Source organism: Companilactobacillus tucceti DSM 20183, from assembly GCF_001434665.1.
GTDB lineage: Bacteria > Bacillota > Bacilli > Lactobacillales > Lactobacillaceae > Companilactobacillus > Companilactobacillus tucceti.
The window spans coordinates 33,654-49,384 of sequence record NZ_AZDG01000004.1 but is presented as its reverse complement, the minus strand read 5'-3'; the positions used below and the strand labels follow the sequence as shown (position 1 = coordinate 49,384).

16 protein-coding genes are annotated in these 15,731 nt (G+C 34.8%); 12 read left to right on the top strand and 4 right to left on the bottom strand.

Features of this window, described 5'->3' with window-relative positions; all coding sequences use genetic code 11:
- The first annotated feature begins 144 nt into the window (after positions 1-144).
- The 4 genes from FC72_RS02745 (at position 145) to FC72_RS02730 (ending at position 4,910) form a co-directional block, all read left to right on the top strand.
- Positions 145-1,332 (top strand): glycine C-acetyltransferase, encoded by a 1,188-nt coding sequence (locus FC72_RS02745; protein ID WP_420806036.1) that lies wholly within the window; start codon positions 145-147, stop codon positions 1,330-1,332.
- A gap of 34 nt (positions 1,333-1,366) precedes the next feature.
- Positions 1,367-2,323 carry an L-threonine 3-dehydrogenase gene (locus tag FC72_RS02740; RefSeq protein WP_057764551.1) on the top strand — a complete coding sequence of 319 codons (957 nt, stop codon included), beginning with the start codon at positions 1,367-1,369 and terminating at the stop codon, positions 2,321-2,323.
- A 23-nt stretch (positions 2,324-2,346) separates the two neighbouring features.
- Positions 2,347-3,678 (top strand): APC family permease, encoded by a 1,332-nt coding sequence (locus tag FC72_RS02735; RefSeq protein WP_057764549.1) that lies wholly within the window; start codon positions 2,347-2,349, stop codon positions 3,676-3,678.
- Positions 3,679-3,923: 245 nt separating this feature from the next.
- Positions 3,924-4,910, top strand: a complete 987-nt coding sequence (locus tag FC72_RS02730; protein ID WP_057764546.1) for a 3-hydroxyacyl-CoA dehydrogenase — start codon at positions 3,924-3,926, stop codon at positions 4,908-4,910.
- Positions 4,911-5,087: 177 nt separating this feature from the next.
- Here the strand turns inward: FC72_RS02730 and FC72_RS02725 are convergent, their stop codons facing one another.
- Positions 5,088-5,528 carry a GtrA family protein gene (locus FC72_RS02725; protein WP_057764544.1) on the bottom strand — a complete coding sequence of 147 codons (441 nt, stop codon included), beginning with the start codon at positions 5,526-5,528 and terminating at the stop codon, positions 5,088-5,090.
- 3 nt (positions 5,529-5,531) lie between these two features.
- Positions 5,532-5,987 (bottom strand): flavodoxin, encoded by a 456-nt coding sequence (locus FC72_RS02720; RefSeq protein ID WP_057764541.1) that lies wholly within the window; start codon positions 5,985-5,987, stop codon positions 5,532-5,534.
- A gap of 135 nt (positions 5,988-6,122) precedes the next feature.
- On the opposite strand from FC72_RS02720, the gene map reads away from it, so the two are divergent.
- Genes map through galU form a run of 3 tightly spaced genes read left to right on the top strand, consistent with a single transcriptional unit; the run spans position 6,123 to position 8,773 of the window.
- Positions 6,123-6,917, top strand: coding sequence for a type I methionyl aminopeptidase (gene map, locus FC72_RS02715; RefSeq protein ID WP_057764539.1), 795 nt, complete (start codon positions 6,123-6,125; stop codon positions 6,915-6,917).
- Positions 6,918-6,928: 11 nt separating this feature from the next.
- A complete protein-coding gene (locus tag FC72_RS02710) occupies positions 6,929-7,873 on the top strand; it encodes a YihY/virulence factor BrkB family protein (protein WP_057764537.1) in 945 nt (314 codons plus the stop codon).
- Between the two features lie 3 nt (positions 7,874-7,876).
- Positions 7,877-8,773: a UTP--glucose-1-phosphate uridylyltransferase GalU gene (gene galU / locus FC72_RS02705; RefSeq protein ID WP_057764535.1), complete on the top strand. Its 897-nt coding sequence runs from the start codon at positions 7,877-7,879 to the stop codon at positions 8,771-8,773.
- Here galU and FC72_RS02700 read toward each other — a convergent pair.
- Positions 8,770-9,054 carry a hypothetical protein gene (locus FC72_RS02700; RefSeq protein ID WP_057764533.1) on the bottom strand — a complete coding sequence of 95 codons (285 nt, stop codon included), beginning with the start codon at positions 9,052-9,054 and terminating at the stop codon, positions 8,770-8,772. The two genes, galU and FC72_RS02700, sit on opposite strands and share 4 nt — an antisense overlap.
- A 91-nt stretch (positions 9,055-9,145) precedes the next feature.
- Here FC72_RS02700 and FC72_RS02695 point away from each other — a divergent pair, with 91 nt between their 5' ends.
- Genes FC72_RS02695 through FC72_RS02685 form a run of 3 tightly spaced genes read left to right on the top strand, consistent with a single transcriptional unit; the run spans position 9,146 to position 12,683 of the window.
- Positions 9,146-10,300: a thiolase family protein gene (locus tag FC72_RS02695; protein WP_057764531.1), complete on the top strand. Its 1,155-nt coding sequence runs from the start codon at positions 9,146-9,148 to the stop codon at positions 10,298-10,300.
- Positions 10,297-11,529: a hydroxymethylglutaryl-CoA reductase, degradative gene (locus FC72_RS02690; protein WP_057764529.1), complete on the top strand. Its 1,233-nt coding sequence runs from the start codon at positions 10,297-10,299 to the stop codon at positions 11,527-11,529. The genes FC72_RS02695 and FC72_RS02690 overlap by 4 nt, the downstream gene beginning before the upstream one ends.
- Positions 11,529-12,683, top strand: coding sequence for a hydroxymethylglutaryl-CoA synthase (locus FC72_RS02685; protein ID WP_057764527.1), 1,155 nt, complete (start codon positions 11,529-11,531; stop codon positions 12,681-12,683). The genes FC72_RS02690 and FC72_RS02685 overlap by 1 nt, the downstream gene beginning before the upstream one ends.
- A 548-nt stretch (positions 12,684-13,231) precedes the next feature.
- On the opposite strand, the gene FC72_RS02680 is transcribed toward FC72_RS02685, so the two are convergent.
- Positions 13,232-13,747: a MarR family winged helix-turn-helix transcriptional regulator gene (locus FC72_RS02680; protein WP_057764525.1), complete on the bottom strand. Its 516-nt coding sequence runs from the start codon at positions 13,745-13,747 to the stop codon at positions 13,232-13,234.
- Between the two features lie 149 nt (positions 13,748-13,896).
- On the opposite strand from FC72_RS02680, the gene FC72_RS02675 reads away from it, so the two are divergent.
- Both FC72_RS02675 and FC72_RS02670 read left to right on the top strand, forming a co-directional pair.
- Entirely contained in the window at positions 13,897-14,832 is a 936-nt protein-coding gene (locus tag FC72_RS02675) for an ATP-binding cassette domain-containing protein (protein WP_057764523.1), read from the top strand.
- Between the two features lie 18 nt (positions 14,833-14,850).
- The gene (locus FC72_RS02670) at positions 14,851-15,630 is read left to right on the top strand and encodes an ABC transporter permease (RefSeq protein ID WP_057764521.1); all 780 of its coding nucleotides are present in this window, start codon (positions 14,851-14,853) and stop codon (positions 15,628-15,630) included.
- Positions 15,631-15,731 lie beyond the last annotated feature (101 nt).

Here is a 15,731-nt window from a genome sequence, read left to right as displayed (position 1 = left end):
ACATTTAACTTGTGAAATATTTTGTATTGAATAATCGTTATATTAAGAAATTACTAATCATAACCCGAGTGTTATCGATTGTAAGCGATTTCGTAACATGATATATTCTCGGTGAACCAAATCTTAATGAAGGAGCAAATAGTTATGTCAGAGGTTTTACAAAAGTACTTGAGAGAAAATTTAGACGATCTTAAGCAAAAAGGACTTCTCAATTCAATCGATGTCTTGGAAGATCACAATGGACCAATCATCAAAATAAATGGTCATGAAATGATCAATCTTGCATCAAATAACTACCTGGGATTTGCTAGTCGTGATGAATTAAAGGATGCCGATGTTGCGGCAACTGAAAAATGGGGTGTAGGTGCGGGTGCCGTTCGTCCTATTAACGGAACTTTAATGATTCATAAGGAATTGGAAGAAAAGATTGCCGAGTTCAAGGGAACAGAAGCAGCAATTGCCTTCCAATCAGGATTCAATTGTAATATGGGTGCCATTTCTGCGGTTATGACAAAAAAAGATGCCATTTTGTCAGATGAATTAAACCATGCATCTATTATTGATGGTTGCCGTTTATCAGGTGCCAAAATTATTCGTGTTAAGCATCAAGATATGGACGATCTTCGTCAAAAAGCTAAAGAAGCTACAGAAAGTGGCCTATACGAAAAGATCATGTATATCACAGATGGTGTTTTCTCAATGGATGGGGATGTTGCAAACCTTCCAGAAGCTGTAAAAGTAGCAGAAGAATATAACCTTATAACTTATGTTGATGACGCCCATGGGTCAGGTGTTATGGGACATGGTAAAGGTACAGTTAAACATTTTGGACTTCAAGATAAGATTGATTTCCAAATGGGTACATTATCAAAAGCTATTGGTGTTGTCGGTGGTTACGTTGCCGGAACAAAAGAATTAATTGAATGGCTAAAGGCACGTGGTCGTCCATTCCTATTCTCAACATCTCTAACACCAGGAGCTTCAGCTGCTTGTATCGCTTCATTAGATTTGATTATGGATCATCCAGAATATGTTGACCAATTATGGGACAACGCAAATTACTTCAAAGAAAACCTTGAAAGAATTGGTTTTACTCTTTCAAAATCAGAAACACCTATCACACCAGTTATTCTTGGTGATGAAAACAAGACACAACAATTTTCAAACAAACTGATTGAAAATGGCGTTTACGTCAAACCAATCGTTTATCCTACTGTTCCTCTAGGAACTGGACGTATTAGAAACATGCCAATGCGTACACACACTAAAGAAATGTTGGATCAAGCTATCACCGTGTACGAAAAAGTTGGTAAAGAACTAGATTTAATTTAAAAAAATCAAATTACCTTAGTTGGAGGATTTCACGATGAAAAAAGTTATGGTTACAGGTTGTTTAGGTCAAATTGGTTCAGAATTGGTAGCAAAATTAAGAGAATTAAATGGTCCTGATAGTGTTATTGCAACAGATATCAGAAGACCAATTGATAATCCTACAGTTCAAAGCGGACCATTTGAAGAATTAGATGTTAATGATTATGACCACATGCTACAAATCGCAAAAGATAATAATGTTGATACCTTGATTCACTTAGCAGCACTTCTATCAGCTGTAGCTGAAAAGAAACCTCAATTAGCATGGAACTTGAATATGGGTGGTTTAGTTAATGCCCTTGAAGTTGCACGTGAACTTAATTTGAAATTCTTTACTCCAAGTTCAATCGGATCATTTGGTCCAAATACTCCAAAAGATAATACACCTCAAGATACTCTTCAAAGACCAACTACCATGTATGGTGTAACAAAAGTATCTGGTGAATTATTATGTGACTACTACCACACAAAATTTGGTGTAGATACTCGTGGTGTTAGATTCCCTGGACTTATCTCATATAAGACATTACCAGGTGGAGGAACAACAGACTACGCTGTAGATATTTACTACGAAGCACTTAAGAAGGGATCATACGAATCATTCATTAAAGAAGGCACATACATGGATATGATGTACATGCCAGATGCTATTGATGCTGTTATCAAATTGATGAATGCTGATCCAGACAAACTTGTTCATAGAAATGCTTTCAATATCACAGCAATGTCATTTGAACCAGAAGACATCAAGAAATCTATCCAAAAAGTTATGCCAGAATTTGATATGACATACGATGTTGACCCAATGCGTCAAACAATTGCTGACTCATGGCCAAATAGTATTGACCCAACATGCGCTAAAGAAGAATGGGGCTTCTCTCCAAACTACGACTTAGACGCAATGACACGCGACATGCTTGACAAATTAAAAGATAGAGTAGAGCAAGGATAATTTCCTAGCTTAGAGGTGAACAAATGGGAGAAGGAACAACTGATCTAAAGAAAAATATTGGATTTGTTGCTGCTTTGTCCACCGTAATGGGTACAGTTATTGGTGCGGGTGTATTTTTCAAAGCTGCCGTGGTTTCTGAAGCGACAGGAACCGTTAGCTTATCACTTTTAGCATGGTTTTTAGGTGGTGTAATTACCATCTGTGCTGGTTTGACAGCTGCTGAACTGGCTGCCGCAATCCCTGAAACTGGTGGAATGATGCGCTATATTGAATATACTTATGGAAAGAAGCCTGCTTTCTTGCTTGGATGGGCTGAAACTGTAATATATTTCCCTGCAAATATAGCTGCGTTGGCAATTATATTCAGTACACAATGTATTAATTTATTTGGCTTAAGTCCAAGTTTACTGGTTCCGATAGGAGTTGCCGTAGCATTGTTCTTAACACTAACTAATTTGCTCGGTTCCAAAGTAGGTGGACGTGTTCAATCGTTTACAACACTTTTCAAATTGATTCCTATCATTTTAATTGTTATCTTTGGTTTATTCGCTAAATCAGACGTTCAAATCAGTTTATTCCCGGTCACAGCTGGAAAAGACTTAGGCTTTGCCACAGCCTTAGGACATGGACTATTAGCAACAATGTTTGCTTATGACGGATGGATCCATGTTGGTAATATTGCTGGAGAGATGAAAAATCCTCGAAAGGATCTACCAAAAGCTATCCTGTTAGGATTAGCAGGAATCATGATTGTTTATATGTTGATCAATTATGTATTTCTAAAGACTATGCCAATTGGTCAAATTATCGGTAATAACAATGCTGCTTCAGATGTTTCTACCGTATTATTTGGTGAATTAGGTGGTAAGTTAGTAACGATCGGTATCCTAATTTCTGTGTTTGGTGCCATTAATGGATATACAATGACAGGTATGCGTATTCCTTACGCAATGGCTTTAGATAATACCTTGCCATTTAGTAAACAACTTAAAAAGTTATCAAAAAATGGAATTCCTATTAATTGTGGTATCTTACAGATTGTAATTGCTAGTCTTATGATTTTCTTAGGTGCATTTAATACCTTAACTGATATGTTGATATTCGTAATCTGGATTTTCTATACAATGACCTTCCTCGCTACAATGATACTTAGAAAACGTGAACCAGATATGAATAGACCCTACAAGACCCTCTTTTACCCTGTAGTCCCGATTATTGCCATTCTCGGAGGCTCCTTCATTGTAATAAATACATTGTTTACCCAAACAATACTTGCCCTAGTAGGATTAGCATTGACGTTTGTCGGTTTGCCATTCTACCTATATAAATCAAAACAAAATGTAGATACAGAATAAGAGTGCAACAAAGCCTGTCCAACTTTTGCGCACTAAAATAAAATACTCCAGCAATCTTCAGGTTGCTGGAGTATTTTATTGTAAGTAGAAAAAACTATGCTGTGTTGCATGTTTATGCGGAATAAAAAATAAACTATACCACAAATTGGTATGGTTTATTTTTGTGCATAAAATTTGCAATGAAAAGTTTCGAGAATGTATACTGTAAGCGATTTCAATAATATTCTGGAACGGAGATGATTTTGATGACGATAAAAAATGTAACTATAGCAGGTAGTGGTGTCTTGGGTAGTCAAATTGCATTTCAAACTGCCTTTAGAGGATATAACGTAACTATTTATGATATTAACGATCAGGTTTTAGTTAAAGCTAAAGAACGAATAAATGGTCTAGTTGATATTTATCAAAAAGAGGTTCAAAGTCAATCAGAACATTTAAATGTATTTTTGCATAATGGAGTTTATGAAAGTACGATCCTTCCTAATTTGAAAGATACTTTGATTCGTGATTTAACTACGTCTAGGGGTAATGCTGCGGCTGTTCCGATAAGGATGAATTATGAAAGTGATATTGCAAAGGCCGTTTTCGAAGCTGATCTAGTTATTGAGGCTATTCCTGAAAGAGTGGATATAAAGGAAAGTTTCTACAAACAATTAGCGGCAGTAGCAAATGAAAAAACAATTTTCGCTACGAATACTTCTACACTCTTACCTAGCCAATTTGCTGAAATAACAGGTCGACCAGAAAAGTTTTTAGCATTACATTTTGCAAATGAAATTTGGAAGAATAATACCGCTGAAATAATGGGTACAAAATGGACTAACCAAAGTATATATGACGAAGTAGTTGAGTTTGCTCAAGGAATTGGAATGATTCCAATCAAATTAAAGAAAGAACAACCGGGTTATGTTTTAAATACTTTATTAGTTCCACTATTGGATGCCGCGCAAATGCTTTTAGCAAAAGGTGTGGCTGATATTGAAACCGTTGATAAAACTTGGATGTTAGCAACTAAAGCACCATTCGGTCCGTTTGGTATTTTGGATATTGTTGGATTGAAGACAGCGTATGATATAACTTCGAATGCTGCTCAAAATGATCCTGAATATGAAGAATTAGCCGATATGATCAAGAATGATTATATTGATAAAGGGAAAATGGGAGTAAGTACTGGTGAAGGATTCTATAAGTATCCAAATCCTGCATATCTTGATCCTGACTTCTTAAGCTAACTAATAAAAATAGGGAGTGTAACATAACTGCTTTTTTCTTTAATATGCAGCATAAACGTGCGACAAAACATAGCTTTTTCCGCTTAAAACAGACAAGGTCAGCAATCCAACGGATTGCTGACCTTGTCTGCCTTAATGCTCGAAAGCTGAACATGCTTTGTCACACTCTGTATTTTTTTATTTTGATCTCAAATTTTTGATTTTTTCTAATATATTTCGATTATTGTAGTTGAAGATCCATTTAGATGAAAAGTAATTAAATAATCCTACGACCAGTTGGTCGATTATTTTAATGACAATATTATTAAGTGGTAAAACAAGAACTGCCACGATCATGAAGATATCATCAAATAGTAAGGAAAATAATCTCGAGGCTATAAAGTAAGCACCTTCTTTAAGCATCTTTTTATATGTACCAATCTTGGTTTTAAAAACATACAATTTAGTCACAAAAAAAGAAAATATATTTGATATTAGCCAAGCAATAGTGTTAGCCAACCAAAGGGATATTTTCAGATTATTGTGTGAAATAGTAAAGACGGCAATATTTATTAGTGATGCCATAAATCCAAATAGACAATACACCAAGAAATCTCGGTGTTTTTTGATCAATTCCATAGTCTAATGATCCATTTCTTTGGCTTTTCCTACCAATTCTTCAGCAAAGTTATCTAGATGATCGATATCTTCTTGTTCAGGTTCTAGTTCGACCCTAACTGGTTCAGCTCCCTTAGTTGCACCAACTTGTTCAAAGATTGCTGCAAACTCGTCAACAGCTCGACAGTAATCTTCATAGAATGTATCTCCCGAACCGCAAGTTCCGTAAACTTTTCCATCAAGGTCTAAATCTTGCATGTCTTCATAAAAATCTAAAGCCTCATCAGGGACTATTCCTTGATCATATGTATAACTAGCGATAACACAAATATCAGCATCTTCAAAATCGGCTGCATCAGTTTGTGATATCTCACTCATTTCTACATCTGCACCTAGATCCTCAAATTTTTCTGTTAAAACATAGGCGATATCTTCGTCGTTACCTGTAATACTGGCGTAAACGATTTTTACTTTTGTCATATATATACACTCTCTTATAACTGCTTATTTACTTGACGTATTATAGCAAAAAATAATATTCTCTACCATCTAATTGGAAATTGCTGAAAATGTTATACTATAGGTATTATTTATTTTTGAAGGGAAATGTAGGAATTGATTACATTAAAATCTGCACGTGAAATCGAGGGCATGCGCAAGTCAGGTGAACTACTTGCTAATGTTCATATTGGATTAAGAGATATCATTAAACCAGGAATCTCTTCAATGGAAATTGAAGATTTTGCTGATAAATACATTACTGAACATGGTGGGAGACCATCCGAAAAGGGATTTGAAGGATACAAATATGCAACTTGTGTTTGTGTTAACGATGAAGTTGCTCATGGTATTCCAAGAAAAAACCTTATCTTAAAAAATGGTGATGTTCTAAAAGTTGATATGACTGTTAATTTGGACGGTTATGAAAGTGATTCTTGCTGGACATACGCTGTTGGTGAACTTTCAGATGAAGATAAACACTTAATGGAAGTAACACATAAGGCTTTATATCTAGGTATTGATCAAGCTGTTGTTGGTAATCGCTTGGGTGATATTGGTTATGCTATTCAACATTATGTAGAAGATGAACAACATATGGGGGATGTTCGTGACCTTATTGGACATGGTATTCAACCAACAATGCACGAAGCACCTAATGTTCCTCATTATGGTGAACCAGGACAAGGATTGCGCCTTAAAGAAGGTATGACAATTACAATTGAACCTATGGTCAACTTAGGAACTTGGGAAATTTCAGATAAGTTTGTTAAAGCTGACGGTTGGGAATATTTCGTCTCAGCTGATGGTTCAAACTCAGCTCAATATGAGCATACAATTGCTATCACTAAAGATGGTCCTAAAATCTTAACATCACAAGATCCTGAGTTTGACGCTAAATATCTTTTATAATGGAGAGTTAAATGGAAGACAATACACCGATTTTTAAACAACCCATCTCCATTAAAGATAAATTTATCGGGTTTGTTAAATGTATTGCCGAAGCGATGGGAAATACTAATATACCTATGGCTTCAAAGGCTGTAACATATTATATTTTGTTGTCACTGTTTCCAGCCGTCATCATTGTAGGAAACCTGATTCCACTCTTGCATCTTGATCGCAAATCAGTGGTTGGTTATATTGAATTTATTTTGCCCAAAGATCTGCATAGTTACTTGATCCCAACAATTGAGAAAGTTTTGACTAGTTCTAATAAAGGAATTTTGTCAGTTGGTATCGTTTTAGCTTTGTGGGCAATTTCGAGAGGGTTAAACACTGCTCAGATGTCAATGAATGAGTCGTATGGGCTAGATATTAATAGTATTTTTGTTGAGCAGACATTTTTGAATTATATTATTCGTAGAATGTTGGCCTTTATAATGACTTTTGCTTTGATGTTTGTTGCTGTAGCAGTAATTATAGTCTTTACTTTTGGACAAATATTTTTGAATTGGATCGTTCCATTATTAGGAATGGATCCGGGATTTTTATATGCCTTTGGTACATGGAAATGGCCTCTGGCTATTGTTATAATGTTCTTGATCGTCTTTGCTTTATTTTATTTTTTACCTAATGTTCGTCTTAAGGTTCATTATGTATTATTAGGAACGGTAATTGCCTCTGTTGGTATGCTGACAGTCTCACAACTGTTTTCTTACTACTTAAAGTATTTTGGAGCAGCTTGGGATAATTATGGTGCTATCGGAGCAATTATTGTTTTCTTATTGTGGGTAAATATGTCAGTGACGATATTCTTATTTGGAAATGCAATCAACGTTGGTTTTGCAGAAGCTAGCGAAGGTTCAGTCATTAAGAATACTGGTAAACTCACAAGTTATTTAAGGTTACATGAAAAAAGGAGATAAATAATGAAAGTCAGAAAAGCTATTATTCCAGCTGCAGGATTAGGAACAAGATTTTTGCCAGCAACTAAGGCACTCGCAAAGGAAATGCTTCCTATTGTCGATAAGCCAACAATTCAATTTATCGTCGAAGAGGCTAAAGCTTCAGGTATTGAAGATATTTTGATCATTACTGGTAAAAACAAACGTTCAATCGAAGATCACTTTGATTCTGTCCCTGAACTAGAGCAAAACTTGGAAGCTAAAAATAAAACAGAGTTATTAAAAGTTGTTCAAGATACTACTGATTTAGGTGTTAATTTATACTACAGTCGTCAAGCACATCCAAATGGTCTTGGCGATGCTGTAGCACAAGCACGTTCATTTATCTCAGATGAACCTTTCATTGTTATGTTGGGTGATGATCTGATGAAAGATAAAGTTCCTTTGACAAAACAATTGATCGAAGATTACGAAAAGACACATGCTTCAACAATTGCCGTAATGAGAGTTCCTGAAAAGGATGTTTCTAAATATGGTGTTATTGATCCTGAAGGTGAACAAGCACCTGGTCTTTACAATGTTAAGAACTTTGTTGAAAAGCCTAAAGTTGAAGATGCACCAAGTAACTTGGCAATTATTGGACGTTACTTGTTAACACCTGAAATTTTTGATTTGTTAAGTACTCAAAAACCAGGCGCAGGTAACGAGATCCAATTGACAGATGCCATTGATCGTATGAACAAGACACAACGCGTCTTTGCTCATGAATTCAAGGGTCAAAGATATGATGTTGGTAACAAATTTGGTTACGTTAAGACTAATATTGAATATGGATTGACACATCCAGAAGTAAAGGATGAACTAACTCAATACATTCTTGACTTAAGCAAGAAGTTACAACCAAAGAATAAGAAAAACTAGCCTAATAAAAGCTGATCGCCAGCAACCCTAAATCCAAAGAGTTGTTGGTGATTTTTTTTGTGGTCAAAAAAGATAGGCATAGTATAATATAATGATTTATTGATCATTAAAAGGAATTCCCAATTTTTTAGAGCTTTTAATTTGGATGAAGTTTCTAAAATTAATTTATTATCGATTACTTTAATATCAACAACAGCTAAATTTATTGGAGTATTTTCAATTAAAACACGGCTATTTTTATTAAAATCGTTCAATAATAAAATTAAATCAATTACACGCATTGAAAACACCACCTTGCATTTTTATTGTTTTTAATTTCTAGATAAACTATTATTTAATTTTAAGGCTATTTTACCAGAGAGGATATGAAATATGGATTCGATTGTAATAATTGATGCTAAAAGAACAGCGATAGGTAAATTCCGTGGGCAATTTGCCAATTTAAGTGCTGTAGATTTGGGAACCCAATTAGTTAAGCAATTACTTGAAAAAAACCAAATTGATCCTCAAACAATAGATCAGTTTATTTTCGGAAATGTTTATCAGGCTGGTTCAGGTCAAAATGTTGCACGTCAAATTGCTCTTAATTCAGGAGCTAAAGTTGAATCAACAGCAATGACTGTGAATCAGGTCTGTGGTTCAGGTATGAAAGCAGTACATGCTGCTGCAAATGCACTCTTACTTGGAGAAGCAGAAATTGTTGTTGCAGGTGGAGTAGAAAGCATGTCAAATGCTGCTTTTTATGCCAAAAGAGTAGGAAAATTAGATGCAGATGAAAAACTGGGCGATACGTTATTCCAAGATGGGTTAAATGATGCATTCAGTCATCAACCCATGGGGATGACCGCTGAAAATGTTGCTCAAAAATATGCTGTAACTCGTCAAGTTCAAGATGAATATTCTTTGAATTCTCATAAGAGAGCAGTTGCGGCTAAAGAGAATTTATCTAAAGAAATATTGCCAATTGAAGTAGATGGTCAAAAGATCACAACTGACCAGTCTGTTAGAGCGGATACGACTTTAGAAAAAATGTCTAAATTAAAACCAGCTTTTGAAGAAAATGGAACGGTCACTGCGGGAAATTCTTCACCATTAAATGATGGTGCTGCAGCTTTGATCATGATGAAGAAAACAAAAGCAGAAGAACTAGGATTGAACTATCTAGCAGAGATAACTGGATATACCGAAATGGGAATTGATCCTAACTATATGGGATATGCACCATATTACGCTATCAATAAATATCAAGATAAATTCAATGTTGATATTAATGATTTTGATTTGATTGAAATAAACGAGGCCTTTGCTGCACCAACGATTGCGGTAGCAAGAGACTTAAATATTTCAGGAGATAAATTAAATATTTATGGTGGTGCGATTGCTCTAGGTCATCCATTAGGAGCTACTGGTGCAAGAATGATCGTTACGTTATTAAATTCTCTTTCAAATGAAAATAAAACTACCGGCTTAGCCTCACTATGTATTGGTGGTGGAATGGGAATGGCGATGGGAGTCAAATTGTCATGAAAGTTTACCAAATGAGTGACGAACAACGAATAGATTACTTACTATCGAAGAAACTCATTAGTAAAGAACAGGCAGGTTTTTTGTTAAAAAGAGATCCTTTAACTAGTCAGTTATCTGATAGTTTAAGTGAAAATCAAATAGGTTTATTTGGTTTGCCATATGGGTTTGCCACTGATTTTTTAATAGATGGAAAAGAATATCTAGTACCAATGGCTATTGAGGAACCATCTGTTGTGGCGGCAGCTTCAAATGGAGCAAAGCGTATTAAGAAGAGTGGCGGTTTTGTAACTGAACCAAGTAAAAGAATCGTTACAGGCCAAATTGTTTTAGAAAACTTGTCTTCTGATGATATTTTGAAAATAACTGAATCTAAAAGTCATCTTCAAAATATCGCTAATGAATCACGCCCTAGTTTAGTTGAACGTGGTGGTGGTGTAGAAGAAATAGAATTTATTGATAATGATAAATTTTTTGAAATAGATTTAAAAGTAAACACTGTTGATGCAATGGGTGCTAATATAGTTAACTCAATTTTGGAAAAGACTGCTCATGAAATTTTAGAAATAGTCTCTGGAGACGTTTTATGTAGTATTTTATCTAATAGTGGTCAAGATCAAGTTATTGTTGTTAAAGCAAAAGTTGACTTTGAAAATTTAGCTACCAAAACAATGTCTGGACAAGAAGTTGCAAAAAGAATTGTTAAATTGACTGAATTTGCTAAGGTATCTACGAAACGTGCAGTAACTCATAATAAAGGAATTATGAACGGAATAGATGCAGTGCTTATTGCCACAGGGAATGATTTTAGAGCCCAAGAAGCTGCTGCACATAGTTATTATGAAAAATATCGACCATTTAGTGACTGGAAGATAATTGATAACCAATTGGTTGGTGAATTAAAAATGCCAATTGAAGTTGGTAGTGTTGGCGGAGCTATAAGTGCTTTACCCATGGCAAAAATAAGTTTAGCTATTATGCAAATAGATAACAGTAAGCAATTGCAATCGATCATTGGAGCAGTTGGATTAGCTAATAATCTATCCGCTTTAAGAGCGCTTGTCACCACAGGTATTCAAGCTGGCCATATGAGCCTTCAAAGTAAATCTTTGGCAGTTTCCGCTGGAGCAGTTGGCGACGAAATTAAACTAGTTGCTAAAAAGATGAATCAAACTAAAAAATACTCATTGGAGTATGCACAAGAGATATTGTCAGAATTGAGGAACAAGTAATGGATATAGGTATTGATAAAATTGGGTTTTATACACCTAAGAAATATATTGATATTGTTGAGTTAGCAAAGGCCAGAAACGTTGACCCTGATAAATTCACGATAGGAATTGGTCAAAGTAAGCAATCTGTTCCTATGGAATATCAAGACAGTGTCACAATGGCAGCAGAAGCTGCCAATCAAATTATTTCAAAGGACGACAATATAGGTTTAGTCATTGTTGGAACTGAAAGCAGTGTTGATGAATCTAAGGCTGTTGCTACATTTTTGGTTGATTTATTAAATCTCCCAGAAGACGTTCGAGCATTTGAAATAAAGGAAGCTTGTTACGGTGCTACAGCGGGATTAAAGATGGCAGAAGGATTTGTAGCATTGAATCCGGATAAAAAAGCATTGGTTATTGCCAGTGATATTGCTAGATATGGTATTAATACACCAGGTGAAGTCACTCAAGGTGCAGGTGCTGTTGCTATGTTGATTGGTAAAGACCCTAAGATTTTGAAATTCAATCATGAAGAAGTCTATATGACTAAAAATGTTGGTGACTTCTGGCGTCCTACTTTTTCTAAAACTGCATTTGCGAGAGGGAAGTTTTCTAATCAAGTTTATGTAGAATTCTTTAGTGAACTTTGGCAAAAGTATCAAAATACCTTTGATCAAACTGTAGATGATTTTCAGACGATGCTATTCCATGTCCCATATACTAAAATGGGGATGAAAGCTTTGAAGACATTAAAGGATAAAATTGATCCGGATAAGTTTGATGAGTTGTCGAAACATTATCAAGCAAGTATCGAAATGGGTCGAGAAGTTGGTAATCTTTATACCGGTTCACTTTACTTAGCTTTGATTTCTTATTTGATCAATGGAGATCCTAAAGATAATGAGAAGATTTTGTTGTTCAGTTATGGCTCAGGTGCTGTTGGTGAACTTTATAGTGCTACAATTCAGCCTGAATTTAAGAAAAATTTAGTTAGTGAAGAAATTAAGGAAGTCTTAAGTAATCGTGAAAAAATTAGCATTAAAGAATATGAAAATATTTTTGCTGAAGACCCACAGAACGGCTATAGTACCAACGTTTCTGACGTGTTGGATGAATTCTATTTACGTGAGATAAAAGAAAGTGAAAGATTATACAAAAAGATGGAACATTAATCTTGTAAACGCTTTCGGACAATGGTATATTAAAGACGTGGTAAAGATGAAATGCCAAGAACTGTAGCCCATAATTTTCATGCTAGATAGAGTTTTATTCATTTCCATTAAGGAGATGGTAGGATTAGAGAGCACAGAATTATTAGAGTAGTACGGTACAAAGGCATTTTGGAACTAGCAACAAAAGTTAACATAAAATCGACTTAAATTATAGTAGTCGCGCAAGCTCAATACATGATTTGCTAGGATCCAATTTTTGAACAAAGAACACGTAGTGTAGTAAGATTTGTTTTACGTAGTATGATTCACTTATGTATATATTTTTGATAGATGTATTTGATGAAAACTGCAGTAGAGATTTCATCTTACCACCTCAAAAATGCCCCGTCGTGAGACGGGGTCTTTTTTTGCTTATTTTCTTAAATATTCAGCTAAAACGCGCCAAAGAACACAGCTTTTTCCGCTTAAAACGAACACCCCTATCAATCCGCCGGATTGGTAGGGGTGTTTGCTTTAATGCTCGAAAGCTGAACGTGTTCTTTGGCGCTCTATAAAAACCAGTCACGAAAATGTTCTTTAACGATTTTTTGTGTTTTCTTAAATAGGCTAGAATTACTTTCGTTTATTTCATCATATAGTTTTGTATTTATCTTTGTCAGAATATTAGTGAATTGATCTAGTTCTTCATCAGTTAAAACGTCAAAGAATTCTGGTATTTTTTCTGATTCTTTGGTCGCAATTTCTCTACCAGATTTGGTTAATTTAATAATTGATACACGTTTGTCAGTCGTAGATTTTTCTTTTGTAACTAATCCCTTATTTACAAGCTTATTGACAAATTCAGCGGTTGATTGAGCTGATAGATCAAGGCTTGTGGCTAATTCTTTTTGAGAAATACCATCATTTTGGTATAAGGCTACAAGGATTTTTCCTTGGCCTTGAAATAGAAATCGTCGTTCTCCTTGATCAGAGTTTCTATGATACATATTGTCTACTGTGTGACGAACCATATTGAATTCCATTAGTTTACCAGCAGCACTTTTCTTTTTTAATAGATTAGGCATATTTATACCTCCAAATATTATTATACTGGTTGATTTTAAAAAAGATAGTCAAGGTACCTGATAAAATACTTGTATAATTAATCAGGTACCCTTACAATGTAGTTAATCAGGTGACCTGATTAATATCAAAAGCTAACGAGGTAATAGATATGGAAGCAGTAAACGCTATTGAAGTTAATCATTTAACAAAAAAATTTAATAATAAAATTGCAGTAGATGACATTTCTTTTAATGTAAAAAAAGGTGAAGTATTTGGATTATTAGGTCCAAACGGAGCTGGTAAAACAACAACATTGAGAATGATGACCACATTAATGAAAGCTAATAATGGAAGTGTAAAAATTTTTGGACATGATTCAGTTAAAGAAGGGCGACTGGCTAGATCAATGTTTGGATTAACTGGACAATATGCTTCCGTCGACGAAGATATTTCAGCTCGTGAGAATTTAATGATCTTTTCAAGGCTTAATGGATTATCTAGATTAGATTCAAAAAAGAGGACACAAGAATTATTATCAGAATTTTCTCTAATAAATTCAGCGGATAAACCATTAAAAGACTTTTCAGGTGGTATGCGTCGTAGATTGGATTTGGCGGTAAGTTTAATTACTCGACCTGCTTTGATTTTCTTAGATGAACCTACAACGGGTCTAGATCCAAGAACTAGAACTCAAATGTGGGATACGATCAGAAAATTGGTTGAACAAGGTTCTACTATTTTACTTACAACACAATACTTAGATGAGGCTGATCAATTAGCAGATAGAATTGCAGTCATTGATCATGGCAAATTAATAAAAATTGGAACTCCAGAAGAACTTAAAAAACAAATCGGTGGTACAAAGCTGGAATTTACTGTTGAACGCAATTCCCAAATTGATGATGCTATGAAATTATTAACAAACAATGTTGGCGAGCCAATTCATCACGCAGGTGAACAATTAAGTACCACTTTGAAGAGTGTTGATCAACTAGCACCATTATTAGTTACTCTAAAACAATCAAAAATAAGCATTAGTAATCTGACAGTAAAAGAACCATCTTTAGATGATGTATTTATGAAACTGACAGTAGGTAAAAATTAGAAAAGAAGGATATTAATTATGAATGTAGAGACACATCATGGAAATTTAATTATGAATACTGCAACAATGGCTTATCGTAATCTTTTGAAAACACTTCATAATCCAGATCAATTTATGGATGTTATTATTCAGCCAATTATGTTTATGTTGATGTTTGGATATCTGTTTGGAGGGGCAATTTCTGGTAACGTTAAAAGTTACTTGCCAACGATTGTTCCAGGAATATTGATTCAAACAATGTTATCGGCCGCATCTGGTTCAGGGTCACAGATTAGAGAGGATTTAGACTCTGGAGTCTTTGATAGATTTAAATCATTACCTATGGCACACATTGCACCTCTAGCCGGTCAACTTTTTGCTGATATTTTACGTTTAGTAATTGCAACTATTACTTCATTGTCAGTAGGTTATTTAATGGGGTGGAGACCAGCTGCTGGAATCTTTTGGGTAGTTGTTGTAAGTGGATTGCTTGCAATATTCTCTGGTTGGGCAATCTCATGGGTATTTGCACTATTGGGATTATTAGCTAAAAGTGCATCTGCTGTTCAGAGTTTTTCACTAATGATTATGTTGACTTTAACATTCTTATCTAATGCATTTATTCCAGTTGATACATTATCTAAAACTATGAAATTCATTGTGTATCTGAATCCAATAACTTACGTTATTACCGCTGTTAGACAAATTTTATCCACAGGTAGTTGGACAAATGAAGCTTGGTTAGTATTACTTTTTGGAATTGGAATCGTAATAGTCTTTGCACCACTAACTGTTTTTGCTTATAACCACAATAATTAGGCGTAAAAAGAGCTTTGGACAAAACTTCTTTAAACATGCAGCATAAACGTGCAACAAAACATAGCTTTTTCCGCTTAACCAAAACAAGACCCGCAATCCAA

Coding starts and splice junctions, on each gene's coding strand:
- FC72_RS02745 (WP_420806036.1), top strand. CDS start 145: ATGTCAGAGGTTTTACAAAAGTACTTGAGAGAAAATTTAGACGATCTT.
- FC72_RS02740 (WP_057764551.1), top strand. CDS start 1,367: ATGAAAAAAGTTATGGTTACAGGTTGTTTAGGTCAAATTGGTTCAGAA.
- FC72_RS02735 (WP_057764549.1), top strand. CDS start 2,347: ATGGGAGAAGGAACAACTGATCTAAAGAAAAATATTGGATTTGTTGCT.
- FC72_RS02730 (WP_057764546.1), top strand. CDS start 3,924: ATGACGATAAAAAATGTAACTATAGCAGGTAGTGGTGTCTTGGGTAGT.
- FC72_RS02725 (WP_057764544.1), bottom strand. CDS start 5,528: ATGGAATTGATCAAAAAACACCGAGATTTCTTGGTGTATTGTCTATTT.
- FC72_RS02720 (WP_057764541.1), bottom strand. CDS start 5,987: ATGACAAAAGTAAAAATCGTTTACGCCAGTATTACAGGTAACGACGAA.
- FC72_RS02710 (WP_057764537.1), top strand. CDS start 6,929: ATGGAAGACAATACACCGATTTTTAAACAACCCATCTCCATTAAAGAT.
- galU (WP_057764535.1), top strand. CDS start 7,877: ATGAAAGTCAGAAAAGCTATTATTCCAGCTGCAGGATTAGGAACAAGA.
- FC72_RS02700 (WP_057764533.1), bottom strand. CDS start 9,054: ATGCGTGTAATTGATTTAATTTTATTATTGAACGATTTTAATAAAAAT.
- FC72_RS02695 (WP_057764531.1), top strand. CDS start 9,146: ATGGATTCGATTGTAATAATTGATGCTAAAAGAACAGCGATAGGTAAA.
- FC72_RS02690 (WP_057764529.1), top strand. CDS start 10,297: ATGAAAGTTTACCAAATGAGTGACGAACAACGAATAGATTACTTACTA.
- FC72_RS02685 (WP_057764527.1), top strand. CDS start 11,529: ATGGATATAGGTATTGATAAAATTGGGTTTTATACACCTAAGAAATAT.
- FC72_RS02680 (WP_057764525.1), bottom strand. CDS start 13,747: ATGCCTAATCTATTAAAAAAGAAAAGTGCTGCTGGTAAACTAATGGAA.
- FC72_RS02675 (WP_057764523.1), top strand. CDS start 13,897: ATGGAAGCAGTAAACGCTATTGAAGTTAATCATTTAACAAAAAAATTT.
- FC72_RS02670 (WP_057764521.1), top strand. CDS start 14,851: ATGAATGTAGAGACACATCATGGAAATTTAATTATGAATACTGCAACA.